Raw genomic sequence first — 25,975 nt, forward strand, 5'->3', positions numbered from 1 at the left:
CACTACGTTCGGGCGGTCTCCTTCCAAACATGTACCTTCGCTTTTCGGACAGCTATTGCTTCTTCGGGGCTATTTTAAAAAAGATTTTTAATAAAAAGAATTTCATCGCGGATTGGGATGCCATTGTCTGCAATAAGGGGGATTTCTGGTTTGATTTGCCGGGCCTTGTCCACAGCATGGATGTACAGCTCGTTAAACTGATAGCCTCTTTTTTGGTAAAAGCCCATGGCGTGCAGGTTATCGTTGGTGGTGACGAGCTTCATGCGGTGGCAGCCTTTTTCTTTGGAGGTCTGCTCTACTTGGTTGAGAAGGGCGGTCCCGATTCCTTTGTTTTCGATCACACTGTCCAAGGAAATGATTTCACATTCCTGATCTTCGAGCGCATAGGAAATAAATCCATTGATTACACCCTCTTCACCCATTATTGCGTAGCCGTCCAGCGCATCGCATTGGAAAACGCCACTGGAGATGACCATTTGCGGACTTCCCCAATGTTTGATGAAAAATTCAGTGATGACGTTTTTGTCCAGTTCACTTGTTGAAATCATCTGCATAGCATTCACCTCTCCAAAAATGATAGAAAATAAGCCCTCGCTTTTGAGTCAGCAAGGGCTTCACATCGTTACGAACGCACATCCAGCAGTACTTTTCCTGTACTCGCCCTACTCTCTACCAACGCATGGGCTCTTGCTGCTTCTTCCAATGCAAAATGCTTGCCGATCTTGATGTCCAGCTGTCCATTAGCCAAATAGTCCAAAACTTGCTTGGCAGTATCCTGTAACAAGTGTGGACGCAGCTTACGTGTCGTACCAAAGCTGAAGCCTAATACAGAGCGGCAGCTTGCGTGCAAATCGATTGTCTTGATCTGACCGATTTCGCCGCTGGCATTGCCAAAATGGACGAGTCGGCCGTACCAAGCGAGGCACTCGAGACTACGCTCGCTCACCGTTCCAGAAATCGAGTCCAAAATGACATCGGCTCCCGCACCATCCGTCAGCGCATGTACCTTCTCCACAAAATCTTCGCGATCATTGCAGATCACATGATCAGCACCAGCTGACAAGGCAATTTCCGCCTTTGCTTCATTACCGACTGTGCCGATGACACGACCTGCTCCGAGCAGCTTGGCTAATTGAATCGCCGTCGTCCCGATTCCGCCTGCCGCAGCGTGTATCAATACGGTTTCCCCTTTGGCAATGCGGGCAACCTTCGCCAGTAGCTGATACGAAGTAAATGACACGACTGGGCAAGCGGCTGCTGTTTCCGTGCTGATTTGATCTGGCAGTGCAAAAGTCAAACACTCATCCGCCACGATATACTCGGCGTATGATCCGTTGGCAGGAAACGCAATGACTCGTTGTCCCACCTTCAGGCTTTGCACCTCTGCCCCCACCTGTTCGATCACGCCAGTCGCATCGAGTCCCGGGATAAACGGCAGCTTGGCTGCTCCCTTTTTTCCATACCTGGATTTGATATCGGCAAAATTGACACTGGTCATCTCGACGCGGATCAGGACTTGTGTAGATGACATGATCGGCATCTCGACTTCCGCATATTTCATCGTCTCCGGCCCGCCTAATTCCGTTACCAGGATCGCTTTCATGAGAACCCTCCAGACGAGATTGAAATAGAATGTTCGTTTTGCAGAATGGTCATGATCGCAGCTTTTTTCGCAGCGAACTCCTCGTCGGAAAGCACAGGCGTAAACGTAGCTCGCGGAATCTCCACCAATAGATCATGCCAAGATTTGCAGCCCTGATAAGCAGCGTCAATCGGAATTTCTACCGGCTGCTCTAATCGATACATCCGCACGAACAAAATGTGCAGCGGCTGTTTTTTCTTCCAATGCAAGCGCACATCTGCGAAATTATCCGTCCAGATGTGGAAGGGCGATAGCGCGCGCAGCTTGGTTTCATCCATGAGTTCTACATCGTCGGTTACTTCGGCAAAATATTCGATCATCACGGTCTTCTTGTCCATTGTCCAGCCTTCGAGGGTCGCATCTAGCAAGTGTTGGTAGTCTGTCTTTACCATGTCGCGCTTCTGGTGCTCATAGGTCGGATACAAATAGAATTGATTGTTTTCCAAGCGGAATTCTCGTGTTTCTTCGTATAACCCACCCTTGCGGATCGTGATGATCTGCTCACCTTCTCCAAGCGCTTTGACGGCGACTGCCCATTCCTTCAAGCTAAGGGGGGATAGCGGCTGTACGATCGACTGCATGCAGCACGGCTCCCTTCTACTGTCAGAATCGTTTGATGACTTTAGTCTAGCCCAATTCCAGCTCGTTGAGAAGTCGTCTTCAACAGTTGATCGACATTCTGCATAGCTCCTTGCAGTCTATCGGCATAATTCCCTCGCAATGTCACGTACGTAATTCCCCGCTCGTCCAGCATCTGACGCAGCTTGTCGTGATTGTTCAGGCGCACTTGCTCTTCTCCGTGCACACGCAGTCCATCATCTACCCACGCGACATCTGGCTCCATCAACAGCCACAAATCATACGCTTGCTCTTCCGCGATCTGGTCAAGAACAGGGAAGGTTTGCCCGGTGTACAGTTCAGAGTAAAACTGGGTGACAATCGCTTCGGTATCGATAAACAAGAGCTTGTTGGCTTTCTGGAGCGCTTTGTATTCTTGCATTTTGTGACCATACGCGATGTGCGGAAAATACTCCGGTGTCAAAATCGTATCGCAGCCCCCAACCTCTTCGCAGATTGTGCGCCCATACTCCTCGACAAACACGGTGTTGTAGATTTTCGCAAGGTAGCGGGTCAAGGTCGATTTTCCGCAGCTCTCTGTCCCTACCACGACGACCTTTTTGACGAAATAGGGCTGAACAATGGCCGGGATGTGCTGCCAATGAGCGAAGACCCCTTCGTTGCGAATCTGGGTAGCGGAGATCGGTACTTGGCTGCGCGATTCATCGAGAATGATGTGCGCTGCCTCCGGGTATAAACGGCGAAAAATCGGATCATAGGCGGACTCAGAGCTAAAAACCAGATCGATTTTTTTCCCGATCTTGCGCTTGATGTCCGCTGCTCCCGCCTCCCAATCGTAGCTCTCGTCGCTATCCGCAAGATCCTCGACTGCAAGCACATGGACATTTTCCATGTCCTTAACCAGCGTGGACAGCCATCTCAACCGTACTTCATAGGGGATTGGCTTGATTCCTGCCTCCTCACACAGCTTTCGGTCGCGTGTGGGGCTGTGCGAAAGAACGACGTACAGCTCGTCGCAGCGGCAGGCCGCCTGTGTAATTGCGTATACATGTCCTTGATGCAGTGGCAAAAATTTGCCGCCAATGAAGCCTACGCCCCCCATGTCTGCTCCTCCCTTTGCTTGCGATACTGTCTTACCCAGTTCATCAAGCCGTAGATGGCATTCACCAAATAAGCGGACCACATGACCAGCATCGAGACATCGCTTCCGTCCTTCAAAAACGCTGCAAGCCACATGTAGATCGTGAATAGATCAATAATGATCCAGACCACCCACTGCTCGACCAAGCGCTTCACCATGAAAAGCATCGCGATGACGGAGAGAACAGCCGTCAAGGAATCAACAAAAGGCAAGGCCCCGCCCATTTGCTTCAATACAAACCCGTAGGCAATGGTTGCGATGATACTCAAGATCGTCCACCAGATGCGTGCTCGGTTGGACAAAATCGCAATTTTGACGTCATTTTGTTTGACTTCGGACACGCGGTTTTTGCGCCACAGGTAGAGTCCTATGAATTGCATCGGCAAAAAATAGAGAAGATTCAGCATGACTTCGCCATAATACTTCTGCCCATAGGCGACGAACGCGTACAAAACCACATTGATGATACCCGGATAATAACTCCACGTCTTTCCTTTGGCGACGAGCACGACACTCAGCATCCCTGTTAAGGAGGCGATCAAGCCGATGAATGTATCATCCAGCGCGAAATACAAGTAGAGGGTAACGAGTGTAAACGAGATGAGCCAAATTTTTTCAAACCAATTCCAGTCTGCTAAAAAGCCGGTGCTTTTCGCATTCATGCGAATCTCTCCTTGAACGCTCGCAGGTTTTCCTGGCGCGCAGAATTGTCGTAGACGGCAAACACGATGTGATCAAAAAGCTGTGCATACTGTTCCTCGATCAAAATAGTTGCAAAGTAATCTGCTACGTCCTCCGCTTTGTTGCGGAATACTCCGCAGCCGTACGCCCCCAAAATAATCGTCCGGTGGTTGTGAATGGCTGCTGCCCGCAAAACTTTCCGGATGCGCTCCATCATGACAGGACCAATCTTTGCGATATTTTCAGGCTCTCGCTCACGAACAACCCCCGCATTCACAGCAGGCGCCGTAACGAAAGACAAGAGGTATGGATCAGGCAAAAGCTGATCGCTTTGATCGCGGAGCACGGGGACGCGCGGTGAATAAATCATGTAATCGGAGTAAAAGCAGGTTTTCAACTGGCGATGATAGGTGTACATTTCCTGCATTTGCACGATGCAAGGATACAGACCGGAGGAACGCGCCAAGCTCTCTTCCTGCGCCTGGCTTCCCCCTAGGAATCCTCCGCCCGGATTTTTGGCGGAAGCAAAATTCAAGCATACGGCATCTGCTCGTTTCTCAGAAACGACAAGGCGCTTGGCTGCATCCAAGCTGGATTCCGAGGTAACCTCGATCTTGGCACGCAGTTGTGCAGCTGTTGTTTGATGCGATGGCAGTTGTACTGTGTCTGCAGCCAAATCATTTGGACGGTACAAGACCGACTGGCTGATGGCAGCAGCGAGATCCTCCGTTATGCTCTTCTTTTCTCCCGCTTTGTTTACGTAGTAGCCCTGCTCTATGATTTGCAGCGTCTCTTGCGCGATTCGTACGCGTACGCTTCGATTGTGTCCCTGATTCATTGTGATTTCCTCCCTGGTACAAGGCTACGTCTGATCCATCCATTCCGGGTTAAAGCGGAAATACTTGGATGGTCGGTGCCCGGCATGTTTTCGATATTGATTCGTTTCCACCACTTTGTCGGCTACCTTCCTCCGAAACGCCGCAGCCAACAGCTCACGTCCCAAAATCACTTCGTACACCTGTTGCAGATCGCTTAGCGTAAACAGCTCCGGCATTAAGGCAAAGGCGATATCTGTGTATTCAATCTTGTTACGCAATCGCTCCAGTGCGTATTGAATGATTTTGGCGTGATCAAATGCAAGGTTGTTCGTCTCTACAATTTCGCGGGTCTCACGTACAGTGCGGCCCGTTACTGTTTTGGTAATTTTAATCGTGGCAGACAGTTCTTCTCTCTCATGTACAAGTCGCAGCTCCAGCCATTTTTCAGTAATGGAGCCGTCAATCGTCGCCGTCTTCGTTTCTTTTAGCCACCTGTCCTCGATGCGGTACCACTCGGCTTCCTCAGCATCATCCCCTGCCTGTAGCTGTAAAGACGAGCTGTCTACCAAGGCCATGTACGACGTGCTAATAACCCATGTCCGTGGATCTCTGCCCGCATCGCCCCAGGTGTAGAGCTGCTCCAAGTAAATGTCGTCTACGTTTGTTTCCGTACGCAGCTCGCGTCTGGCTGCCTCCTCCAGACTCTCCCCAGGTGTAACAAACCCACCTGGCAGCGCCCATTGGCCAATATACGGATGCTCACCACGCTTCACGAGCAATATTTTCAACGACTTGGGCGAGAGCTTGCGGTAATTCTCCTCCAGCTCATCCATCACGGTGAATACCAGCATATCGACTGTCACAGACGGTCGCTCGAATTGGCTGACATCATAAGCTTCCAAGTACTCCTGTTCCGTTTGACCTTGTTTATTGACAGAAGGTTTATCTTTCATCCAATCGCCTCTTTTTGCTGCTGATTTGTTGTTGTTTTTTGTTATTAACAAAATGTTATTATCAAGTTGTTGGTATCATATTACTCTTTCCTTTTATTGGTGTCAACAAAAAATAGTGAGAGATTTTATTGTCTAAAAAAGCCGCGTAGAAGAAGCGCATTGCCAGTCCCAGCGCCTCTGGAGCCCCTCCCAGCTTCGTAATAAATGATAAATGGCGGGGAATTTCAGCTTCACTTATGGGATACCTCTTCGAAACTTCTACGTTTGAAGCGCTCCCGCCATTTATTACGAAGCGAACAGTTATACCCCTTGCGGGGCGGAGGCCGAAGCGTAGACTGGAAATGCGCTTCTTCCACCACCAAAGCCACTTTTTTAACCAAATGCAAAAAAGCCCCCTGCCAGCTCATTCACTGACAGGAGGCTTCTTAAACATTATTCATAGCTACTATTAAGCAGCACTTGGATCGGCTTTTACTGCCTGAACATAATCGTCTGCTTTCTTTTTGTCGAACTGACCTTCCCAACGAGAGATCACGATTGCTGCCAACGCATTCCCTACTACGTTAACAACTGTACGAGCCATGTCCATCAAACGGTCTACACCGGCGATGAAAGCAAGACCTTCTACTGGGAGACCTACAGAGCCAAGCGTAGCCAACAGTACTACGAACGATACTCCCGGTACACCAGCGATCCCTTTAGACGTAACCATCAGTACGAGCATCAGCGTGATCTGTGTGCTAATTGGCATGTGAATACCATACATTTGCGCGATGAACAGAGCAGCCAGTGCCTGATACAGTGTGGAACCATCCAGGTTGAAGGAGTAGCCTGTCGGAATAACAAAGGACGCGATCGCCTTCGGACAGCCCATCTTCTCCATTTTTTCCATAATTTTAGGCAGTACAGTCTCGGAGCTGGAAGTGGAGTAAGCCAACAACAGCTCGTCCTTCAATACACGCAGAAGGGAAGTGATTTTGATTCCGCTGATACGTGCGATGATGCCCAATACCACCAAGATGAAGAACACCATGGCAACGTGAACCAAAATAACCAGTTTCCCCAATGGAATCAAGGAAGACAAACCAAATTTGGAAACGGTAACACCAATCAGTGCAAAAACACCGAACGGAGCGAAACGCATGATGGTGTTCACAACCCAGAACATGGCGTCCGCGACTCCATTGAAAAAGTTGAGAACCGGCCTTCCTTTCTCCCCTGCTGCTGCGACACCAAGTCCAAACAGAACCGAGAAGAAAATAATCGCTAACATATCACCACGAGCAAGCGAATCAAAGATATTCGTTGGTACAATCTTAACGAATGTTTCCACCATACCGTGGCTCTGTGTTGCTTCTGCCGTGTCTACATACTTGTGGATATCAGTTTTGGTAAGGACTGTTCGATCCACGCCGACACCCGGTTGAAAGATATTGGCCGCCAAAAGACCAATGATAATGGCAATCGTGGTAACGATTTCAAAATACAGAATTGTTTTACCACCAATTTTGCCGAGCTTTTTCATGTCACCCACGCCTGCTACGCCCACAATAAGCGTCGCAACAACGATCGGAACGACAATCATTTTAATCAACCGGAGAAAAATATCACCGATAGGCTGTAAATAGGTCGCCACTGCCGGGTTGCCGTAAAAAATGGCACCCACCAGGATACCCAGAATGAGACCGACGACAATCTGCATCGCTAATCCAAACCGCTTCATTCCGACACCTCGCTATGAAAGAATAAGATGTGACTCTCAAGACGATATGCTTACACGCATCAAACTTGAGTGGTATATAGGTGAGCATCATATCATGACTTTTTGTGTTTTCCCCTTTTTTGTATTCTTTTCATTTCTTTGTTTTTTCTGATATTATCTATCAATTTCGCGATATGATTGGGCTCATTGTATTCATTTCTGGAAAAATGATAAAATAAGAGAATCAATTTTTCAGCGACTTTTCACTCAGAATGGAGCGCAGTCATGACGATTCGGAAACTGATCATCCTGCTACTAGTTCTAGCAGTCGGGTTGTTTCTTTTGCCTTACTCCGTCCCCTTTTTGCTAGCACTGTTAACTGCAATTCTGGTTGAGCCGCTCGTCTTGTTTCTTATCAAAAGACTACGAATGAATCGGATGAGTGCGGTAATCACAGCCTTTTTCCTGTTTCTCATTTCTTTTGGGATTGTACTGTACTGGATCGGTACGCAGATTGTGATTCAGGGAATGGATTTGGCTCATCGATTACCGGCTTATTCACAGCATATTTTTGAGTTGGTCGAGTCCTATTTGATGAGCTGGGAAGCTTACTATGCGTCGTTACCTGCTGAAACCGTATCGGAAATCCAAAGTGTCTTCGCTGGGCTGAAAAGCTGGGCGCTTACTTCAGCCTCTACGGTTGCCAAAGGGATTCTCGGTGTGGCAGCCATCATTCCGGGCTTTTTGATCTCCACGATTATTTACTTGGTTGCCTTGTTTTTGATCAGTCTCGATTTGCCGAAGTTGCGTGCTGGGTTCATGAGAATGTTCACCGTATCTGCTCGTGAAAAGATCGAGGTGGTTATCTCTCAATTGAACCGTGCCACCCTTGGTTTTTTACGTGCCCAAATCATCTTGAGCCTGATGACGTTCGCGCTGTCCTTATTGGGATTGCTCATTTTGCAGGTCAAGTATGCAGCCGTCATTTCGCTCATGATCGTTTTCGTCGATATTCTCCCCATCTTAGGTACAGGCTCGTTCCTCGTCCCATGGGCTATTTACACCTTCTTGATGGGTAACTCTTCTTTGGCAATCGGCCTGATCGTCATCTTCCTCGTGATTACGGTCGTCCGCCGCATTATTGAACCAAAGATACTCGCATCTAATCTGGGAATAAGCGCCCTGGCCGCTCTTGTCAGCATGTTCCTCGGATTTCAGGTGCTGGGATTTTTCGGGCTGATACTTGGTCCAGCGCTCGTCATTATCTACGAGGCGCTGAGAAAAGCTGGATTCTTGAATTTCAAAATCGATTTTTGATGGGCACAAAAGAAAAGGTAGTGCTACGGCCGTTTTTTCCGGTAATGGAATCGGAAAAGCGGCCGTTGATATAGAAAGATCTGGGGGAGAGCTTATGCGTGCATACAAAGAACTGACCACCTCACACCGGACAATCATGACGCCAGGGCCAGTCGAGGCCGAGCCTAGTGTTCTCCGCGTGATGGGATCGCCCATTTTGGGACAATTCGATCCAGAATTCACAGACATCATGAACGAAACAATGGAAATGCTTCGGAAATTGTTTCAGACAGCCAATCATTGGGCTTTCCCTATAGATGGAACTTCCCGGGCGGGCATCGAGGCTGTTTTGTGTAGCATAATTGAACCAGGAGATCGGGTGCTTGTACCCATTTATGGACGATTCGGGCACTTGCTTACGGAGATTGCGGAAAGGTACGGCGCAGATGTGATGACGATGGAAACGCGCTGGGGAAGTGTCTTTGAACCGCAGGACGTGATTGCCGAAATCGAGCGAGTTCAGCCCAAAATCGTAGCAATGGTTCACGGCGAAACATCCACTGGCTGTGTTCAGCCTTTGAAAGAAATCGGAGAAGCTTGCCGCCGGATGGATGTGCTGTTTGTCGTCGATGCTGTCGCTTCGATCGGCGGGACAGAAGTGAAGGTAGACGATTGGTATATCGACGCTTGTATTGGCGGCACACAAAAATGCTTGTCGGTCCCCTCTGGAATGGCTCCGATCACGTTTAACTCTCGTATAGAAGCACTCTTGCTCCAACGCAAAAAAATTGAGCGTGGACTCGCTGATCCCTCTGCTCCGAAATCTACTCAAACACGAACGATCCGCAGCAACTATTTTGACTTGAGCCAGCTCATGGATTACTGGGGACCCGCACGGCTGAACCACCATACAGAGGCGACAACGATGCTGTACGCCTTGCGCGAAGGAGTGCGCATCGCCCTCACGGAAGGTCTGGAGGCGAGATTTGCCAGACATCGCTTGCATGAACAAGCCTTGGTCGCTGGTGTGTTGGCGATGGGTTTGCAGCTCTATGGTGATCCGGCTTGCAAGCTTCCCGTCGTGACCTGTATTAAAATTCCGGACGGGCTCGACGGAGAGTCAGTCCGTGCTATGCTGCTCGAAGATTTTCATATTGAAATTGCCAGTTCCTTTGGGCCGCTAAAAGGAACAATCTGGCGGATTGGCACAATGGGCTACAGCTGCCGGAAGAAAAATATTTTGCATGTGCTAGGGGCGTTGGAAGCCGTTCTCATTCGGCATGGAGCCCGTGTACACGCTGGGCGCGCCGTTCAAGCTGCATTGGATATCTACGATCAGGAAAAAGGGCAAAACAGCTAGCCTCTCTTAAGCAGAAAAAGCCTTTGTCATCCCCACTCACTCAGGGGGCGACAATGGCTTTTCTTCCTGCTGCACACGTGCCAATAAATCGACGATGTGCACGGCTTCCATCTTTCCTTCTAGTCCTGCCTGGTGAATGCCTGCTTTCATTTGCAACAGACAGCCCGGATTCGAGGTCACAAGAATGTCTGCATGAGTAGCCACTACATGCCCCATTTTTTCGTCTAAAAGACTCCCGGCCATTTCAGGCTGAACCAGATTGTAAATGCCAGCCGAACCGCAGCAGCGATCTCCTTCGCGAAGCTGTACGTATGTAGCTCCCGGAATGGCTTGCAAGAGGCTCACTGGCTCTTTGGTCACCTTCATCCCGTTGCGCAGGTGACAGGAGGATTGATAGGTGATTCGTTGCGGCAATGACTGCCATTCTTTTGGCTCGACAAGGAGTGTAAGCATCTCGCTAATATCCTTCACGCGTGAAGCGAACCATTGTGCTTTCTCCTGCCACAGGGCATCTTTTGCCAGCAAGTGTTCGTATTCTAGAAGCATCGCCCCGCAACCACCTGCATTGGATACAATGAAATCCACGTCAGCCTTGTGAAAAGCAGCTACATTTTTTCGCGCCAGATGGCGAGCCTGTTCACGTTCACCGCTATGTGCATGGAGAGCGCCGCAGCAAACCTGGTCTGGAGCGATGATGACCTCACAGCCTGCCTCACTCAAAAGCCGAACGGTGTTCCGATTCGTCTCATTAAACAAGACATCCATGATGCAGCCGTGAAACATCCCGACACGATACTTGCGCTCGCCTACGGCTGGGATAACCGTGCCACCGAAAAAGTCCACGACACCTTTTCCAGATGCTTCTGGCATGATTGCTTCCATTTCCCGCATTTGCTTTGGCAGGATCGACAGCACCCCCAGCTTGCGAACGGCTTTTTGCATACCTGAGCGTTGATAGAAGCGCAAGAGTCCGCCGAGCTGGTACATGCGCTTCTGATGAGGAAACAGGTGGAAAAACACGAGCTTGCGGACGGCTTTGACCCACCATGGATGCTCCTGCGCCTCTTCGATCGCTTCTCGCGTCTGCTCGATTAGCTGACCGTACGGCACACCTGCTGGGCATACCGGCTCACATGCCCGACAGCCTAGACACAGATTCATTTGATCGATGAAATCTTTGTCCGGCTCCATGACACCGTCTGCTACGGCTTTCATCAAGGCGAGGCGACCTCGTGGAGAAGCCGCCTCATAGCCAGTTTCCCGAAAGGTCGGACAGGCTGGCTGACAGAAGCCACAGCGCATGCAGTTGGACAGTTCATCGTAATCGAGTTTCTTTACCAAGGCTTCTTTAAGCACGCTGGACCACCACTCTGTTCCGGGACTGTTTCGCAAACATCTTGTCAGGGTTCAGGAGATTGTGAGGATCGAAAGCGTGCTTGATGCCTTTCATGATCTCCATACCTGCGGCCCCTACTTTCCACTCCAAATACGGTGCCTTGACGATTCCTACACCATGCTCTCCCGTAATCGTGCCGCCCAAATCGATTGCCGCTGCGAAAATTTCCTCGAAGGCATGCTCGACACGCTCGATCTCTTCCGTATTGCGAGCGTCTGTCATGCAGGTCGGATGCAAATTGCCGTCACCTGCATGACCAAAAGTGCAAATATGCAGTCCGTAACGCTCTGTAATCTCTTGGATCGCGGCGACCATGGGCGCAATCGCGGCACGAGGAACGGTTGCGTCCTCCAATATGGTCGTTGGACGCATCCGGGACAATGCGGCGAGCGCACTGCGTCTGGCAGTCATCACCTCATCAGCTTCCTCCGCTGTCGTCGCTACCTTGATTTGGACGGCTGCATTTTTCTTGCAAATAGCAGCGATCTGCTCCATATCCCGATCAACCGTCTGTGGCTCTCCGTCCTGACCGATGAGGAGGATCGCCGCCACATCTGTCGGAAGCCCGATCTGTTTGAAATCCTCGACAACACGGATCGTACCCTGGTCGAGAAATTCCAGCGTTCCAGGAATAATCCGGTTGGCAATAATATCGGAAACAGACCTCGCCGCCTGTGCCATATCTGCGAACATCGCGAGCATAACTCGCTGTGTCTGCGGCTTCGGAATCAGCTTGAGAATCGCCTCGGTAATGATCGCCAACGTGCCCTCGCTACCGACCAAAAGCTTGGTCAGATCATAGCCCGCTACATCCTTCATCAGCTTGCCCCCAGTACGGATGACCTCTCCGTTCGGCAACACAGCTTCGAGACCCAGCACGTAATCCTTGGTGGTTCCGTACTTCAAACCGCGCAGTCCACCCGAATTGAGCGCAATATTCCCACCAATCGTGGAGATGACCATGCTGCCTGGATCTGGTGGATAAAACAAACCGAGTGCCTCTACCGCCTGATGGATGTCGACTGTTCGTACCCCCGGCTGCACCGTAATCGTCAAATTTTGCTCGTCAATCTCTACAATCTGATTCATCCGGCTCAACACCAAAACAATTCCGCCACCGACTGGTATCGTGCCTCCGCATAGATTTGAGCCTGCGCCACGCGTAACAATCGGGATGTGATGTCGTGCAGCTACTCGCATGACCTGTTGGATTTCGGCTGTGCTCTTCGGCATGACGACCACATCCGGTAATGCTTGCTGCATCGGGGTCGCGTCATACGAATAGGCAACTAATGCTTCCTGTTTGTCGAGACAGTTTTTCGCTCCGACGATGGCACGCAGCTCTTCGCGAATGGATGCTGGCAACATGGAATCTCTCCACCCTTTCCCAAAGTCTTAGTCCAACTGCTGAATGGCTTCCCTGATTCTTCCATTGGTAACATTCAACAGACGTGTGGCCTCTTCCCTGCTTGATCCGGTCAGCTTCATGATAATGGCTGTCTTCGCATCTCCGTCTGCCTGATCAGCCAGCCTCTCCGCCTCCTCGTAACTCGCTCCGGTCACTTCCATGATGATCCGCTTTACGCGTTCCTTCAGTTTGAGATTTGTCGCCTGCACGCTGACCATCAGATTTCCGTACACTTTGCCCAAACGAATCATCGTCGCTGTCGTCAGCATGTTCAGCACCAGCTTTTGGGCCGTTCCTGCCTTGAGCCTCGTCGATCCGGTCAATACTTCCGGTCCTACGACGACATTAATGGCTACATCTACGCCTTCATTCATGGGCGAAGGCTTGTTGCAAGAGACAGCAATCGTCTTGGCCTTGATCTTCTGTGCCTCCGCCAAAACACCGCGTACATACGGAGTCCGTCCACTGGCTGCGATCCCTACGACCACATCATTTAGGGTCACGCCGTATTTATGTACATCTTCTTGACCTAATTCAAAAGAATCCTCTGCACCTTCTACAGCGCGTACTATTGCGGGTGGTCCGCCAGCAATCACACCTTGAACGAGCTCAGGCCGGGTACCAAAGGTCGGCGGGCATTCGGACGCATCCAAGATCCCTAAACGTCCACTCGTTCCAGCACCAAAGTAAAACAGTCTTCCGCCCTGTTCCAATGCGTGGGTGATGACCTCTACCGCGTCAGATACTTGATCGAGGACGCGCTCTACCGCATAAGGAACCTTCTTGTCCTCATCGTTCATCATTTGTACAATGCCTCGGACACTCAATTGATCCAAATCACTGCTGCTCTCGTTTTTTCCTTCGGTCGTCAATGCTTGCAAGTTCTCCAGCTTCATACTCTTTCGAGGTTGATGCATAGTCAAAAACCCCCATTTGTTCATTGACCGAAAATTCAATCCCTTTATCACCCTCATTATATGCAGTAAAATTACGCAAATCAACTAATTATAATTAAATTTTATTTCATAATTAAGAAGCCAATGAATCCGTCTCCAAACGCAAACAAGCCGAACCTCTTTCATAAAGGCTCGGCTTGTCTTCTTATGTAAGGATCGTATTACGCAAACAAACTGATCAAGTTTCCATCCGGGTCTTTCACAATGGCATATCGCTGGCCCCAGAACGCATCCCACGGCTCACGGTGACTCTCGTAGCCATGGGAAATGATTTTCGTATACAACGCATCAAGCGCCGTAGCATTCTCACACAAAAATGCCAGCTCAATCCGATGCCTGACAGGTGCTTCCCATCCTCCATACACACCCTTGGCAACTTCTATTGTATCAAAGGCCAAACGAACACCGTCCTGCGCTACCTCCACATGCGGCTCTTCGTTTGCTCCCTCGGGAATATCGAAACCGAGTACTCGATAGAAATCCAATGCTTTTTTCATGTCCTGTACAACAATCCCTACCATATCAAGCTTGATTCCCACATCACTCACTCCTTTTTATTCATGATTTCTTGCTGGACGCGCTTGGGCAGTTTTTGGAGCACTGTTTCGTACGCATGCTCGATCATCCTTTCCCATAAGCCTTCGGGAATATCAGCGTCCAGGTAGACAGAATTCCAATGGGACTTGTTCATATGATAGCCGGGTACGATTCCTTCGTAGGTTTCGCGCAATTCCTCTGCGCGCATCGGATCGCATTTCAAGGTGAGGATGCGCGCACCTTTGGAATCGCCTCCGATCATGGCAAAAATTTTGCCTCCGACATGGTAGCGATCGCATTCCCAATCCATCTGATAGTCATGGGTGACACCGGGCTGCTTCCGACAGTATGTATCTAATGTTTGTTCATTCACATGAATTCACCATCCTTTCTTTAAGATAACGGGTCTCACCAAAAGAAGATTGTAAAAAACGGACAACTTTTAAAGACTATCCATTCGCGCGATCTGGCGAGATCATTTTGCTTGGAGCTACACCGTAAAAAGTGTGAAAGCTCTTGATCAAGTGCGACTGATCGTAATAGCCACTTTGGAGAGCTGCATCCGTAAACGAAGTGCGTATTCCCTTAGCCAGCATTTGCAGCAGCCCTTGAAACTGAATGATTCGGCCCAGTTCCTTCGGGCTCATACCCAATTGTTGTTGAAACGTCCTGCGCAAGGTTCTCTCGCTGTAATTCACTTTCTCGGCGAGTGCGGTCATGGAAAGATTTCCTCTGTATTCATATAAATAGTTCATACTGGTCAATAGCAACGGGTCTGCTGAATCATCCATCCACCATCGTTTGATAAGCTCCCGCTCCAACAAAGCGATCCGCTCCGCCGTATTGGAAGCTTCGAGCAAGGCTTCTATCACCTCATCTGCCTCTTTACCCCAGATGTCTTCCAGATTCGGATGATGTCCATTGATCATGGCGACAGGGTAGCGCAAAAAGCGAGCTGCTCCCTCCGCGTAAAATCGGATGCCAATCATGGATTGTGGTTCAGTCAATGGGATCACCTCATACGTCCTCATCAGTCCCGTTAGAAATGCCCCCTTCTGATGGGAAGTGGCACCGAGATTGAAAATAATATCGACGCATCCATCGGGTATGACTCGGCTTGCAGGTGCTATCCCTTTACCGTCGTACTCTGAGGTCCAGTAGCAGGCGATATCGTTCACCAGACATTTGCTAGGCATGTACTCCTGATAGTGATAGGCATTTTGGGCGCTCGCTCGTTGCAGAGTCGGAGGTTGCACCGGACGGAATTGCCGCATGATTTTCGCCATCCTTCTCCTATGATTAGAACATATATTCCCCCACAATCCTTTAACTCCTTCTTACGTCCTTGGCATTTTTTGAAAAACGTCCCTTGTCAAAATAAAAACGGTCGCGAACACTTCTGCATATGCTGGGACGAATGGATTTTTCGTAAAGTGAGGTGCATGATGTGATCTCCTCCTCCAAGTGGAGCCTTCACCAGTTCTTTTCAAAAAGTCCTTACATTCGTCCTTACCTGCCGCCTACTGCTTTATATCAGCCCGCAAGCTTGGACTCGTATTTAGCGAAGTATTCTACCGTCTATATCAAACCGACGAGAACCCATATGGGGAAAGGCATTATTCGTGTCTGGAAAACAGATCGTGGAGACTATCAATTTGTGAAGGAGCGCGGAGAGCCTGTGCAAGCAAATTCTTTAGCTGACTTGAAGCAGCAGCTTGCCGCGCAGTGCACAGAAAAAAATTATGTCATACAAAAAGGGCTGGACTTAGCTGAAATCGACGCTCGTCCCTTTGATATTCGCGTCATGATGATGCGCAATGGCTTGGGCAAATGGCAATATGCTGGCATGCTAGCCAAGGTAGCTGGTGCCGACAGTATTATTACCAATGTCGCTCGCGGCGGCGGATATGCCGTAACAGTCCCGCATGCCTTGAAAAAGTCTGGAGCTGTCACACCCGACAAGATAAAAGGGATCGTCTCTTTGTTGATCCAAATCAGTCACCGTGTATGTGCCCACTTTAATAAATATCGGCACAGCTCGCAAATCGGCGTCGATTTTGCCATAGATAAAGCTGGAAACCTCTCCATTATTGAGGTCAATTACGACTTTCCATCCCATGGGCTGTTTGCCAAGCTCAAAGACAAGACCTATTATCATACGATTAAAAGACTTCACTATCAGTATAAAAACCGCATGAAACGAAAACAGAGGAAGGCATAATTGCCCTCCTCTGTTTGTCTGATTCCTGTATATGTCTTATTCGTGTGCCAATGCCGTTCCTTTTGTCTCCAGCATGGAGGTGCAGTTCGGGCAGCGCGTAGCCTTGATCGGAATCGCGGAGATGCAATGCGGGCACTCTTTGGTCGTTACAGGTGCTACCACCACTTCTTGCTTGCGTTTGAAACGGTTGAGCTGCTTGATGACGATAAAAATAGAAAAGGCAATAATGACAAAATCAATCACAGAGTTGAGGAACAACCCGTAGTTCAGCGTCGCAGCATGTGCTGCTTTTGCTTCGGCGAGTGTCTTATAAGGAACTCCGCTCAAATTGATGAACAAGCCGGAGAAATCCACCTTGCCCAGAAGCAATCCGATCAGGGGAGTAATGATGTCATTAACAAGCGAGGTTACAATTTTCCCGAAAGCCCCACCGATCACGACACCAACAGCGAGATCCATTACATTTCCTTTTAACGCAAACTCTTTAAACTCTTTTAACATAATGACTTCCTCCTTACTCACCTAAAACATATTGTAAAAAATGGCTGACAAACCGTTCATGATCAACCTCCAGGCATACGTCCACATTCGGCGGCTGCGCTGGATGCTCCCGTCTGTCTCCAATCGTACGGGCATCACTGGCTCCCCCGGATGTATCTACCGCAACATGCATCGGGACTGATTTCACAAACGTCGGATCAATGACGACACCTACCGCCAACGGATCATGCAGACCGCAGCCGCGCAAATTACCCACTGTTGCATAGGCATCCATGTACACCTCACACATATCCGCGAAAAAATGACTTAAGCGTGTATCCTTCGCTCTCCATTCCCGCAAGTGTTCGCGGGTAAGCAGCGTTTGCATCGTCACATCCAGGCCTACGAGCGTCACAGGAATACCAGACTGGAAGATGTACGCTGCGGCCTCCGGATCGGCACAAATATTCGCCTCCGCTACTGGCGTGCGATTCCCCGGCACCGTTACAGCTCCTCCCATCACGACCACTCGTTTGACAAGAGATACAATTTCTGGAGCAGCCATAATCGCCCGCGCCAAATTGGCCATGCTCCCGACGGTCACGAGTGTCACTTCGTGAGGATTTTCCTTTATCGTAGAGATGAGAAATTGTGTGGCACTCTGTGGCTGAGCCTTTGTCGATGGATCTGGAAGGACAACATTGCCTAGCCCGTTTTCACCGTGGAACAGCCTTGCTTTTCCAGTAAGCTCGCGAACAATCGGCTTCGATGCCCCCTGATAGACAGGAATCTCAGACGCACCCAGCAGCTCGAGCACCTGTAAGGTATTGCGTGTTGCTTCCTCCACCGTGATATTGCCAAAAGTCGTGGTAATCCCACACACTTCAAGAGCAGGCGAGTGAACGGCATAAGCAATCGCCATCGCATCATCAATCCCGGTATCTACATCCAAAATGATTTTTTCCATGCGCTTATACCCCTCCCTGATCCAAAACGGTTTGCAAAAAGCGCTCTGCCTCTGCCATCTCAACCTCAACACATACGACTGTATCGGTTCCTACACTCGGTTTCGCCCGTAAATCGGCTAAAATGGCACCGCGTGATAATTCGCTTTTGCATTCGACTGAGAGCTTCATCTGCTCCGGCCGTATCTTATCAGGCGAGAGAGCCGCGAGCATCGCTACGCATGCATGGAGCGCTCCACCAGAAACGGCGAATGGCACGTCAGACATCGCCGTTCTATCGAGCAAGCCAACTGCTTGTGCGAGACTCCCCAGCGTATGTACTTGCTCTTCCTTCAAACGAAACGAGCTGGTTGTATCTAATGGAACAAGCACAAGTGGCAAGCGGGCTGCCAAAACGAGCGCAGCTGCTTCTGGATCACGGTACATGTTTGTTTCGGCAATAGCCGTGACGTCTCCTGGTACGCGTATCGCTCCACCCTGCACAACGATTCTCGTAAATTTACGCGCCAACAGTGGATCACGCGTGACAGCCAAAGCTAGCGTCGTCAAACGATCAAACGTCACGAGCGTCAAGTCACTTTCCTCATCCTGCTTCGCTTCTGCAAGGAGCCGTACACCTTCCGAGGTGCTCGTCTCTATCGTTCCTGAGAAAAGGGGCTGCTTGGCACCTGTCACAATTGGAATTTCATAGCCTGGCTGCGCAAAATCAATCAGCTTGCTAACCAAGCTTGACTGCGTGTCACTGCAAATGATTCCTGCCACTTGAACATCAGGCGACCGCAAAGCATACAACAAGGCCAACCCTTGACCAAATCCACCGCAAAACTCGATAATCAACCGGTGTTTTTTTGCCACAATCTCATCTCCCGCTTCTCGCTATTTCCATTTGTCAAAACCGCTTTTCCTATGCTATCCAAATCAAGAGCAACCGTCAAATATCCAAATGCTCATCTCTACCTTCTCTTCTCTTGCATCGAGCCGATAACTATTTTACACTTATTCATAACTTCGACAGAAATCGCCATCACGAAAGACGAATGCCCCATGCCATGCAAAAGGAGTATAACGGTCATGCTTTCGTTGAACCACCCAACCATGGATGCTATTTCTCTCGCGAAAAACCAACTGATCCAAGCGATCGTGCAGCACCGAACGAAGCCTTATCTGCCTATTTGGGGAGAACTGTATACAGCTTTGCGGGAAATCCAAAAGGCTGGCCAGCATTCCCAGAAAAATATACACGTCTATTCCATCGAGCCGACAGGCCACCTCTGGTATTTGTACCTGGAGAATGTTTTTTCTGTCGATCTGCCTGGGATAGGCATCACGATTTCTCTCACACAGGAGCAATTGATTGATGCCTTGCTGAAAGGAAGCTTTCAACCTACTCTATCGATAACAGAGCCGTCATGAGAAACGGCTTTTTTTCATGCATTTTGGACAAAAAAAAGCCCCAAGATCAAATCCTGGGAGAGAGTAGTACGTTATATTCACGTGAATAAGCTTATTTTATATCCCACTACTCACTCATTCTAGCTGTACATTCAGGTAATTGTACCTATTATATCCTATGAGCAAAAAAAAAGAGGCGGCCCTTCTGCACAGATTGGGTGCCGCCATCCCGAACTTCCCCAAGTTCGTTCATATTCGAATTGTACTATGAAACAGTCCTATCGAAAAGTGTCAGGTTTTGTTTTCCTGTGAATTATTACAAACCCCTGACGCCTGCTTAAGGCCATCAGGGATCTTTCTATTTGCTATCGTTATTGAGCACATCAGCAGCTCTTGGTCCAAAAATGATATACAAATAGACGTATTGGCTGACGCTAACACGAGGAAAGACGAATGCAACACTGGTCTTACCCTCTTGTTGTCTGACAAAATAACGCAATTTGCTAGTTTTGATCCTTTGTACAATACGTGTCGCTTCTCGCCATGGTACGGAAAATTGAACGCTTTTTTCCATCAGCACCAACACCTCTCACGGCTAGTATGCCCCCGATTGGTAAAATTACACACTCACTCATACCGTAGTGCGTCAATGGGTTTGAGCTGTGCTGCTTTTCTCGCCGGATACACACCGAAAATGACACCGACCAATGTAGAGGTCAAAAACGCATACATGATCGGCGACAGACTAATCGAGGTTGCCATCTGACCGAGCTTGCTAACTAAAAACGCAGCCCCAACCCCTAAGGCAATGCCAATTACCCCGCCAATCAGACTAAGCGTAACCGCTTCGATCAAAAACTGGCGGAGAATATCTCCCCGCTTGGCTCCAATCGCCTTGCGAATTCCGATCTCCCTTGTCCGCTCCGTGACGGATACAAGCATGATGTTCATCACGCCGATCCCACCAACAATCAGCGAGATCGCGGCAATACCAGATAAAAGCGCGGTCATCGAGCTGGATACGGACTGAGCTGTACTTAAAATGTCTGACTGGGACGTGATGCGGAAATCATCGGCAGCTTGTGGCCGTAGTTTGTGATTGGCACGAAGGGCTTGCTGAATATCTTGTTGCGCCTTCTCCATCAAGTCCGACGATGCTGCCGAGACGTAGATCGAGCCCACGTTTTTGCCTCCGGTCAGCCTGTTCATCGCAGTGGTAATCGGAATGATGATCCGATCGTCGTTGTTTGTCATGCCTGAGCTCCCCTGGCTCTGCAATACGCCTATGATCGTAAACGGAATTCGGTTGATTTGAACGGTTTGCCCTACTGGATTCGCTCCTTTAAACAGGTTGCTGACCACCTCTGTCCCCACGACAGCCACGTTGTATTGCATCTTCACTTCAAAGTTGCTAAAGAAGCGCCCTTGTCCCACCTCTACATTCCTCACCTGGGGGAAATCGGCTGACGTCCCCTCGAGCATACTGGAATAGTTATGGCTTCCCCAGACAATCTGTCCCCGCGCATTGACGCTGGGAGCCACACCCGAAATGGACTCTTTCTGTGTCAGGGTTTCTGCATCTGCCATCGTCAGCGTATTCAATGAGCCAGCCCCAAGGCTTACCCTGCCTTGTGTCGCCTGACCAGGTGTGACAATCAGAAGGTTGCTCCCTAAACCATTGATCTGCGAAGCAACAGACGTGGAAGTCCCTTCGCCGATCGCCACCATCGCAATAACAGCAGCCACACCGATGATAATTCCCAGCATCGTGAGAACGGAGCGCAAGCCATTTGCCCTGATGCTGCGAAAGGAAATGCGTACACACTCAAGAAAACTCATCTGCTCTACCCTCCATCGACGCCCTCCTGCGATCCTCCACCACTTCATCCGCGATGATTTGCCCATCACGAAACCGGACGATTCTCTTGGCATACTCCGCAATATCAGGCTCATGGGTCACCAAAATAACCGTTTTGCCCGCATCGTTGAGCTTTTGAAAAATACCCATGATCTCTTCACTCGTCCTTGTGTCCAGCGCTCCTGTCGGCTCATCTGCCAGCAGAATGACGGGATCATTGACGAGAGCTCGCGCGATCGACACCCGTTGCTGTTGTCCACCTGACAGCTCATTGGGCTTGTTGTTCAATCGCTCCGCCAGTCCGACACTCGTTAATGCCCGGATGGCTTTTTCTCTTCGTTCCCGTGCAGGCGCGCCTCCATATAAAAGGGGCAGCTCTACATTTTCAACTGCGGTCGTACGTGGCAACAGATTAAAGTTTTGAAAAACAAATCCGATTTTCTGATTGCGGATGACTGCTAATTCATCATCCTGTGCTAGTGATACAGGATAGCCGTCTAAAAAAAATTCTCCCGAAGTAGGCTTATCCAGGCAGCCAATCACATTCATCATCGAAGACTTGCCTGAACCAGACGGCCCCATGATTGCCACGAAATCCCCTTCCTCAATCGACAAGCTGACACCCCTGAGCGCATAAATCTCCTGGTCTCCGATGACGTACTGTTTTCTCAGCTCTTCTATTTGAATGACCGGTTTCATCTGCCTACCGTCCCCTTATCTGGACGCCGCCCATTCCGCCGAATCCTGGCATACCGCCGCCCATTCGATTTCCATTTTGACTCGTTCCAGACGAGGTCTGTGTATTCATGAGGATGACGACACGCTCTCCTTCGGCAAGCCCCTCCGTCACCTCTACCTGATCGGCAGTGAAGTACCCCATTTTAATCGGAACAAATCGATACGGCATATTCGCTCTGCCCGCTTTGCCTCCACTGCGGTTATTCGCTTGCTTCGCCTCAGCCTGATTCCCTTCCGTTCCTTCTTCAGATTTTTGTGCAGCAGCATCCCGTAGCACATACACGCCATCCTTGCCGTTTTGCGTTTGCAGCGCTTCCGCAGGTACCACGAGCACATTTTTATGGGTTCCTCGTTCGATCGCGACGTTCATCGTCATCCCGATCTTCAATTTGTTATCCTGATTTGCCACAGACAAAAGCACATCGTAAGTAGTGACTCCAGCGTCGGTTTTCGCTTCTGGATAGATCAGCTTTACTTTTCCACGGAACGTCTCGTCCGCATAAGAACTCGTCGTAAACGTCACAGGCAAGCCTTCCTGCACTTTTCCGATATCACTCTGGCTAATTTGGGCCACTACCTCTAAATCTCCGCTATTCGAATTATCCATGATAATGAAATCATTGCCGGGTATTTCGCCTACATTGCCGTTTACCTGGACGATCACTCCATCCATCGGCGCTTTCAAGGTGACTGCTCTCCATGCCTTTTGTGCCTGTTGCAGCCCCGCTTTTGCCTGTTCTACCGCTGCTTTGGCCGATAACACTGTGGCAGCATCCGGTCCTTCATTCGCCTCCTGTAACGCTTCTTGCGCTGTTTGATACGCAGCCAGTGCTTGCTCTACCTTCACACCGGCCTGCCCTGTAGTCTGTCCGGCTGTCAATACTGCTGAGTTGTAATCGCGCTGGGCTTGGTCCAACGAGGCCTGGGCACTGTCGAATTCACTCTTGGCAATCGCACCTGCCGCGAACAAGGTCTGCTGGGAAGTGTACGTCTTCTGGGCACTCGCTAGGTTTGCCTTTGCCTTCTCCACGTCATTCGCCGCTTTTTGCCCGTCAATGTTTTGCTTGGCGAGCTCCCATTCGTTCTTGGTCTGATTGACGGCGGCTTGCAAAGAAGTGATTTCTGCGGGACTCTTGCGCTTTTGTGCCTCCTCTAGCTTGGCTTGCGCCGATAAAAGAGTTGCTTCCGCATTCGTCACCTGGATTCTCGCTACGGAATCGTCCATCGTCGCCAGAACTTGCCCTGCCTTTACAGCATCACCAACACCTACCTGAATAGTAGAAATCGCATCCTTGGCTTCTTCTGCATCAGCAAACGAGAGAGACGAGCGTTTGGAAGCCTGGACAGTGCCTGATGCCTGCACGACTTCTGAGATGTCTCCCCTTTTTACCGTCTCCACTTGAAAAGCGGCCTGCGCCGTTTGCGGGGTAAAAAACGACTGATAGCTGAAGATACCGCCTGAAACAATCACGGCCCCGACAGCCAAAGCTCCAACGATCCATCTTTTCTTGTTGCTTCCTGCCTTCGAAAACAGCTCTCTCTTTTTCTCCTTGTGAGTCACGCTCAGTCCTCCTACTGTCTGCTTGATTGAAGACTTGTCTTTTTGGTTGCGACCACTATACGGAACGAATACGTCAGGGAAAAGTCAGATGAAAACACAAAAAAACGACCAGAGAACCAGGTCGTTTTATGATCATGCATGGATTATTTTCGCAAAATCAACGTGAAGGTGCTTCCTGAGGCCGTACTCTCAGTCAGAGTCAACATACCTCCTAACGCTTGGGCAATCATTCTGCTAAAAGACAAACCAAGCCCCAGCCCACGGATGATGTGCTTCTTGTCCTCGCCTCGGTAGAATCGCTCGAAAATCAAAGACTGTTCTTCTATTGGTATCCCGCTTCCATTGTCCTTTACGTCAATGCGAATCTCCTCTGCTGATGCAGATAGTGACACGACGATCCGCCCCTCCGATTCCATCGCTTGTGCTGCGTTGTTTAGGAGATTGTACATAATTTGCTGTACACGCAGCGGGTCGGTATCTATCATGATCGGATCAGAGGTACTTTCGATGTGCAGACTGAGCTTCTCTTCTTCTTGCAATATTCTCCATTGGTGCGTAATTTCCCGGATCAGCTCCTGCATGTTTTGAGGTTGCCTGCGAATGCGAATGTCACCGACCGCAAAAGAGTTAAAATCGAGCAAATCCTCTACCATCTTTATTAGACGTGTCGTTTCCTTCGTGCAAATATCCAAAAACTCCTTGGCTTCCTCACCGCTCACAACCTCTTCCCTCACGGCTTGCACCAGCCCACTGATGGACGTAACAGGTGTTTTCAGTTCATGAGTTACCCCTGCCAACAACTCGGTACGCATCATTTCCAGCTGCTTCAATCGCTCTGCCATTTCTTCAAAGGAATGGATCAGTTCATACACTTCTTGTTCGCGCTTGTTTTTATCCAATTGAATCTCGTAGTTTCCCATTACGATTTGTTTGGCAGCATCTGCCACATCCTTAATCGGCTGAGACAGCTTTTTCGTCAGCAAATAAATGACGAGCCAGCCTAGCAAACCGAGACCTAGAAGCATGAACACAAGCAACTGGAATTCGGTCATACTGCGTATCAGCTGTTTTTGTGGGGTGAACAGCATGACCCATCCGACCACTCTATCATCAACCTTAATGCTTTCCTTCACGAAAAGCACTTCGTCTCCCCGCGCAAGCTCAAACTGTGTCAAGCTGTCATCCGCCTCCACCAGATTAGGCGCGAGGCGCTTCAGTTCACCAGAAAAAGGACCGGGTACGCCAAATACTGGTTGCTTGTGTTCATCCAGGATCATCATGATTGGCTTGTAATTGACTCCGAGTGACTCCTGGCGACTGTCCACAATACGAAACAAGAACGGAGCCATTTTTACTCTGCCTTCCATATCAACGACCCGATCCGCTACTTCTGCTGCCATCAGTCTCATAAAATCAAGGCGTTTTTGAGTCTCGCTATAAGAAATCCAGTAGCTGGATGCAATCCCGATCACGAAAAGGCCGATACACAAAATGATCAAGTATCGCGTCGTCCAATAGCGAAACAAAGAGGTGCGTTTTTTCTCACTCATATACACACAGCTTGTAGCCCAAGCCACGATAGGTACGGATTTCCCCTTCGGATGTCGGCCAATTCTCCAAAGATCGCCGGATGCGCTTGATCGCGAGGTCTACTGCGCGATCACTTCCTTCGTAATCCATCCCCCACACCTGCTCGATGAGCTGTTCCCTGGTGAACGTCTGGTTTTTGTACTGCGCCAAAAAAAGAAACAGACACAAGTCCTTTGGTGTAAACGCCAGTTCGATGCCGTGCAGCATCACAGAATACGCCTTGAAGTCGACTTTCAGACTGCCAAACTGCTTCACATGATTGCCTTCTATCAATTGTTTCGAGCGACGTAATACTGCATGTACGCGAGCGACCACTTCGTCGGCAATAAAGGGCTTGGTGATATAGTCGTCGGCGCCTTTGTTCAAGCCCGCCAACTTGTTATCGATTTGTCCCAACGCTGTCAGCATGATGACAGGACACGAGCTTTTCGCCCGAATATATTCGAGAATACTCCATCCGCTTCGTCCAGGCAGCATCACATCCAGCAACACGAGCGCAGGATTGTGTGAATCAAACTTCTGCTCTGCTTCCTCGCCGTTAAATGCCTGTTCAACCCGGAAGTTGTTCTTTTCCAAGTACGCCTTCAATACCCGAGAGATGGGTAGTTCGTCTTCCACGATTAAGATGTTATGCATGCTCGTCCTTTCTCCCCTCTGCTCGGACTCATCCTCTCTTTAGCGTAGGACATGAATATGTCAAG

The 25,975-nt window shown here is 49.5% G+C and carries 26 protein-coding genes; 4 read left to right on the forward strand and 22 right to left on the reverse strand.

Translation table 11 applies throughout. The features are described 5' to 3' along the window. Positions 1-74 precede the first annotated feature (74 nt). The 8 genes from HPY31_RS11820 to HPY31_RS11855 form a co-directional block, all read right to left on the reverse strand. Complete coding sequence (locus tag HPY31_RS11820; RefSeq protein WP_172140862.1) at positions 75-554, reverse strand: GNAT family N-acetyltransferase; 480 nt, start codon at positions 552-554, stop codon at positions 75-77. Positions 555-622: 68 nt separating this feature from the next. Continuing rightward, the gene (locus HPY31_RS11825) at positions 623-1,603 is read right to left on the reverse strand and encodes a quinone oxidoreductase family protein (RefSeq protein ID WP_172140863.1); all 981 of its coding nucleotides are present in this window, start codon (positions 1,601-1,603) and stop codon (positions 623-625) included. Next, positions 1,600-2,223: a DUF1802 family protein gene (locus tag HPY31_RS11830; RefSeq protein ID WP_172140864.1), complete on the reverse strand. Its 624-nt coding sequence runs from the start codon at positions 2,221-2,223 to the stop codon at positions 1,600-1,602. The genes HPY31_RS11825 and HPY31_RS11830 overlap by 4 nt, the downstream gene beginning before the upstream one ends. A gap of 41 nt (positions 2,224-2,264) precedes the next feature. Then, positions 2,265-3,323, reverse strand: a complete 1,059-nt coding sequence (gene nadR, locus HPY31_RS11835; RefSeq protein ID WP_172140865.1) for a multifunctional transcriptional regulator/nicotinamide-nucleotide adenylyltransferase/ribosylnicotinamide kinase NadR — start codon at positions 3,321-3,323, stop codon at positions 2,265-2,267. After that, positions 3,311-4,024 (reverse strand): nicotinamide riboside transporter PnuC, encoded by a 714-nt coding sequence (gene pnuC, locus HPY31_RS11840; RefSeq protein WP_172140866.1) that lies wholly within the window; start codon positions 4,022-4,024, stop codon positions 3,311-3,313. Before pnuC ends, nadR begins: the two co-directional genes overlap by 13 nt. Continuing rightward, positions 4,021-4,881 carry a TIGR02452 family protein gene (locus tag HPY31_RS11845; protein ID WP_172140867.1) on the reverse strand — a complete coding sequence of 287 codons (861 nt, stop codon included), beginning with the start codon at positions 4,879-4,881 and terminating at the stop codon, positions 4,021-4,023. Before HPY31_RS11845 ends, pnuC begins: the two co-directional genes overlap by 4 nt. Before the next feature lie 24 nt (positions 4,882-4,905). Then, entirely contained in the window at positions 4,906-5,814 is a 909-nt protein-coding gene (locus HPY31_RS11850) for an NUDIX hydrolase (RefSeq protein WP_172140868.1), read from the reverse strand. 448 nt (positions 5,815-6,262) lie between these two features. Beyond that, the gene (locus HPY31_RS11855) at positions 6,263-7,537 is read right to left on the reverse strand and encodes a cation:dicarboxylate symporter family transporter (protein ID WP_012685250.1); all 1,275 of its coding nucleotides are present in this window, start codon (positions 7,535-7,537) and stop codon (positions 6,263-6,265) included. 264 nt (positions 7,538-7,801) lie between these two features. Between HPY31_RS11855 and ytvI the strand changes: the two genes are divergently transcribed. Together ytvI and HPY31_RS11865 are read left to right on the forward strand one after the other, a co-directional pair. Continuing rightward, positions 7,802-8,833 carry a sporulation integral membrane protein YtvI gene (ytvI, locus tag HPY31_RS11860; protein ID WP_172140869.1) on the forward strand — a complete coding sequence of 344 codons (1,032 nt, stop codon included), beginning with the start codon at positions 7,802-7,804 and terminating at the stop codon, positions 8,831-8,833. 94 nt (positions 8,834-8,927) lie between these two features. Then, positions 8,928-10,172, forward strand: a complete 1,245-nt coding sequence (locus HPY31_RS11865; protein ID WP_172140870.1) for a pyridoxal-phosphate-dependent aminotransferase family protein — start codon at positions 8,928-8,930, stop codon at positions 10,170-10,172. A gap of 36 nt (positions 10,173-10,208) precedes the next feature. Here HPY31_RS11865 and HPY31_RS11870 read toward each other — a convergent pair whose 3' ends face one another. The 6 genes from HPY31_RS11870 to HPY31_RS11895 all read right to left on the reverse strand — a co-directional run bounded on the left by HPY31_RS11870 (position 10,209) and on the right by HPY31_RS11895 (position 15,755). Further along, a complete protein-coding gene (locus tag HPY31_RS11870) occupies positions 10,209-11,528 on the reverse strand; it encodes a (Fe-S)-binding protein (RefSeq protein ID WP_172140871.1) in 1,320 nt (439 codons plus the stop codon). Next, positions 11,521-12,936, reverse strand: coding sequence for an FAD-binding oxidoreductase (locus tag HPY31_RS11875; protein WP_172140872.1), 1,416 nt, complete (start codon positions 12,934-12,936; stop codon positions 11,521-11,523). The genes HPY31_RS11870 and HPY31_RS11875 overlap by 8 nt, the downstream gene beginning before the upstream one ends. A gap of 27 nt (positions 12,937-12,963) precedes the next feature. Then, positions 12,964-13,872 carry an N-acetylmuramic acid 6-phosphate etherase gene (murQ, locus tag HPY31_RS11880; protein ID WP_172141027.1) on the reverse strand — a complete coding sequence of 303 codons (909 nt, stop codon included), beginning with the start codon at positions 13,870-13,872 and terminating at the stop codon, positions 12,964-12,966. Between the two features lie 221 nt (positions 13,873-14,093). Beyond that, on the reverse strand, positions 14,094-14,471 hold the full coding sequence (locus HPY31_RS11885; RefSeq protein WP_172141028.1) for a VOC family protein: 378 nt from the start codon (positions 14,469-14,471) through the stop codon (positions 14,094-14,096). Positions 14,472-14,476: 5 nt separating this feature from the next. Further along, on the reverse strand, positions 14,477-14,842 hold the full coding sequence (locus HPY31_RS11890; RefSeq protein WP_172140873.1) for an MmcQ/YjbR family DNA-binding protein: 366 nt from the start codon (positions 14,840-14,842) through the stop codon (positions 14,477-14,479). Positions 14,843-14,918: 76 nt separating this feature from the next. Continuing rightward, a complete protein-coding gene (locus HPY31_RS11895; protein WP_172140874.1) occupies positions 14,919-15,755 on the reverse strand; it encodes an AraC family transcriptional regulator in 837 nt (278 codons plus the stop codon). A 161-nt stretch (positions 15,756-15,916) separates the two neighbouring features. On the opposite strand from HPY31_RS11895, the gene HPY31_RS11900 reads away from it, so the two are divergent. After that, positions 15,917-16,690 (forward strand): YheC/YheD family protein, encoded by a 774-nt coding sequence (locus HPY31_RS11900; protein WP_172141029.1) that lies wholly within the window; start codon positions 15,917-15,919, stop codon positions 16,688-16,690. A 36-nt stretch (positions 16,691-16,726) separates the two neighbouring features. On the opposite strand, the gene mscL is transcribed toward HPY31_RS11900, so the two are convergent. The 3 genes from mscL to HPY31_RS11915 are packed head-to-tail and all read right to left on the reverse strand — an operon-like array spanning position 16,727 to position 18,990. After that, positions 16,727-17,191 carry a large-conductance mechanosensitive channel protein MscL gene (gene mscL / locus HPY31_RS11905; protein WP_172140875.1) on the reverse strand — a complete coding sequence of 155 codons (465 nt, stop codon included), beginning with the start codon at positions 17,189-17,191 and terminating at the stop codon, positions 16,727-16,729. Positions 17,192-17,204: 13 nt separating this feature from the next. After that, positions 17,205-18,137, reverse strand: a complete 933-nt coding sequence (locus HPY31_RS11910) for a nucleoside hydrolase (RefSeq protein ID WP_172140876.1) — start codon at positions 18,135-18,137, stop codon at positions 17,205-17,207. A gap of 4 nt (positions 18,138-18,141) precedes the next feature. Next, the gene (locus tag HPY31_RS11915; RefSeq protein ID WP_172140877.1) at positions 18,142-18,990 is read right to left on the reverse strand and encodes a nucleoside hydrolase; all 849 of its coding nucleotides are present in this window, start codon (positions 18,988-18,990) and stop codon (positions 18,142-18,144) included. 216 nt (positions 18,991-19,206) lie between these two features. Here HPY31_RS11915 and HPY31_RS11920 point away from each other — a divergent pair, with 216 nt between their 5' ends. Next, complete coding sequence (locus HPY31_RS11920; protein ID WP_172140878.1) at positions 19,207-19,548, forward strand: hypothetical protein; 342 nt, start codon at positions 19,207-19,209, stop codon at positions 19,546-19,548. Positions 19,549-20,154: 606 nt separating this feature from the next. On the opposite strand, the gene HPY31_RS11925 is transcribed toward HPY31_RS11920, so the two are convergent. The 5 genes from HPY31_RS11925 to HPY31_RS11945 all read right to left on the reverse strand — a co-directional run bounded on the left by HPY31_RS11925 (position 20,155) and on the right by HPY31_RS11945 (position 25,910). Continuing rightward, complete coding sequence (locus HPY31_RS11925) at positions 20,155-21,366, reverse strand: ABC transporter permease (protein ID WP_172140879.1); 1,212 nt, start codon at positions 21,364-21,366, stop codon at positions 20,155-20,157. After that, on the reverse strand, positions 21,353-22,084 hold the full coding sequence (locus HPY31_RS11930) for an ABC transporter ATP-binding protein (RefSeq protein WP_172140880.1): 732 nt from the start codon (positions 22,082-22,084) through the stop codon (positions 21,353-21,355). Before HPY31_RS11930 ends, HPY31_RS11925 begins: the two co-directional genes overlap by 14 nt. Positions 22,085-22,088: 4 nt before the next feature. Continuing rightward, positions 22,089-23,684 carry an efflux RND transporter periplasmic adaptor subunit gene (locus tag HPY31_RS11935; protein WP_172140881.1) on the reverse strand — a complete coding sequence of 532 codons (1,596 nt, stop codon included), beginning with the start codon at positions 23,682-23,684 and terminating at the stop codon, positions 22,089-22,091. Between the two features lie 143 nt (positions 23,685-23,827). After that, the gene (locus HPY31_RS11940; protein WP_172140882.1) at positions 23,828-25,261 is read right to left on the reverse strand and encodes a HAMP domain-containing sensor histidine kinase; all 1,434 of its coding nucleotides are present in this window, start codon (positions 25,259-25,261) and stop codon (positions 23,828-23,830) included. Then, complete coding sequence (locus HPY31_RS11945) at positions 25,227-25,910, reverse strand: response regulator transcription factor (RefSeq protein ID WP_172140883.1); 684 nt, start codon at positions 25,908-25,910, stop codon at positions 25,227-25,229. The genes HPY31_RS11940 and HPY31_RS11945 overlap by 35 nt, the downstream gene beginning before the upstream one ends. Between the last annotated feature and the right edge of the window lie 65 nt (positions 25,911-25,975).

Source organism: Brevibacillus sp. HB1.3 (genome assembly GCF_013186635.1).
Classification (GTDB): domain Bacteria; phylum Bacillota; class Bacilli; order Brevibacillales; family Brevibacillaceae; genus Brevibacillus; species Brevibacillus brevis_D.

What these genes read in the sequence shown, in the direction of transcription:
- HPY31_RS11820 (WP_172140862.1), bottom strand. Translation starts at nt 554, where the DNA reads ATGCAGATGATTTCAACAAGTGAACTGGACAAAAACGTCATCACTGAA.
- HPY31_RS11825 (WP_172140863.1), bottom strand. Translation starts at nt 1,603, where the DNA reads ATGAAAGCGATCCTGGTAACGGAATTAGGCGGGCCGGAGACGATGAAA.
- HPY31_RS11830 (WP_172140864.1), bottom strand. Translation starts at nt 2,223, where the DNA reads ATGCAGTCGATCGTACAGCCGCTATCCCCCCTTAGCTTGAAGGAATGG.
- nadR (WP_172140865.1), bottom strand. Translation starts at nt 3,323, where the DNA reads ATGGGGGGCGTAGGCTTCATTGGCGGCAAATTTTTGCCACTGCATCAA.
- pnuC (WP_172140866.1), bottom strand. Translation starts at nt 4,024, where the DNA reads ATGAATGCGAAAAGCACCGGCTTTTTAGCAGACTGGAATTGGTTTGAA.
- HPY31_RS11845 (WP_172140867.1), bottom strand. Translation starts at nt 4,881, where the DNA reads ATGAATCAGGGACACAATCGAAGCGTACGCGTACGAATCGCGCAAGAG.
- HPY31_RS11850 (WP_172140868.1), bottom strand. Translation starts at nt 5,814, where the DNA reads ATGAAAGATAAACCTTCTGTCAATAAACAAGGTCAAACGGAACAGGAG.
- HPY31_RS11855 (WP_012685250.1), bottom strand. Translation starts at nt 7,537, where the DNA reads ATGAAGCGGTTTGGATTAGCGATGCAGATTGTCGTCGGTCTCATTCTG.
- ytvI (WP_172140869.1), top strand. Translation starts at nt 7,802, where the DNA reads ATGACGATTCGGAAACTGATCATCCTGCTACTAGTTCTAGCAGTCGGG.
- HPY31_RS11865 (WP_172140870.1), top strand. Translation starts at nt 8,928, where the DNA reads ATGCGTGCATACAAAGAACTGACCACCTCACACCGGACAATCATGACG.
- HPY31_RS11875 (WP_172140872.1), bottom strand. Translation starts at nt 12,936, where the DNA reads ATGTTGCCAGCATCCATTCGCGAAGAGCTGCGTGCCATCGTCGGAGCG.
- murQ (WP_172141027.1), bottom strand. Translation starts at nt 13,872, where the DNA reads ATGAAGCTGGAGAACTTGCAAGCATTGACGACCGAAGGAAAAAACGAG.
- HPY31_RS11895 (WP_172140874.1), bottom strand. Translation starts at nt 15,755, where the DNA reads ATGGCGAAAATCATGCGGCAATTCCGTCCGGTGCAACCTCCGACTCTG.
- mscL (WP_172140875.1), bottom strand. Translation starts at nt 17,191, where the DNA reads ATGTTAAAAGAGTTTAAAGAGTTTGCGTTAAAAGGAAATGTAATGGAT.
- HPY31_RS11910 (WP_172140876.1), bottom strand. Translation starts at nt 18,137, where the DNA reads ATGGAAAAAATCATTTTGGATGTAGATACCGGGATTGATGATGCGATG.
- HPY31_RS11920 (WP_172140878.1), top strand. Translation starts at nt 19,207, where the DNA reads ATGCTTTCGTTGAACCACCCAACCATGGATGCTATTTCTCTCGCGAAA.
- HPY31_RS11925 (WP_172140879.1), bottom strand. Translation starts at nt 21,366, where the DNA reads ATGAGTTTTCTTGAGTGTGTACGCATTTCCTTTCGCAGCATCAGGGCA.
- HPY31_RS11930 (WP_172140880.1), bottom strand. Translation starts at nt 22,084, where the DNA reads ATGAAACCGGTCATTCAAATAGAAGAGCTGAGAAAACAGTACGTCATC.
- HPY31_RS11945 (WP_172140883.1), bottom strand. Translation starts at nt 25,910, where the DNA reads ATGCATAACATCTTAATCGTGGAAGACGAACTACCCATCTCTCGGGTA.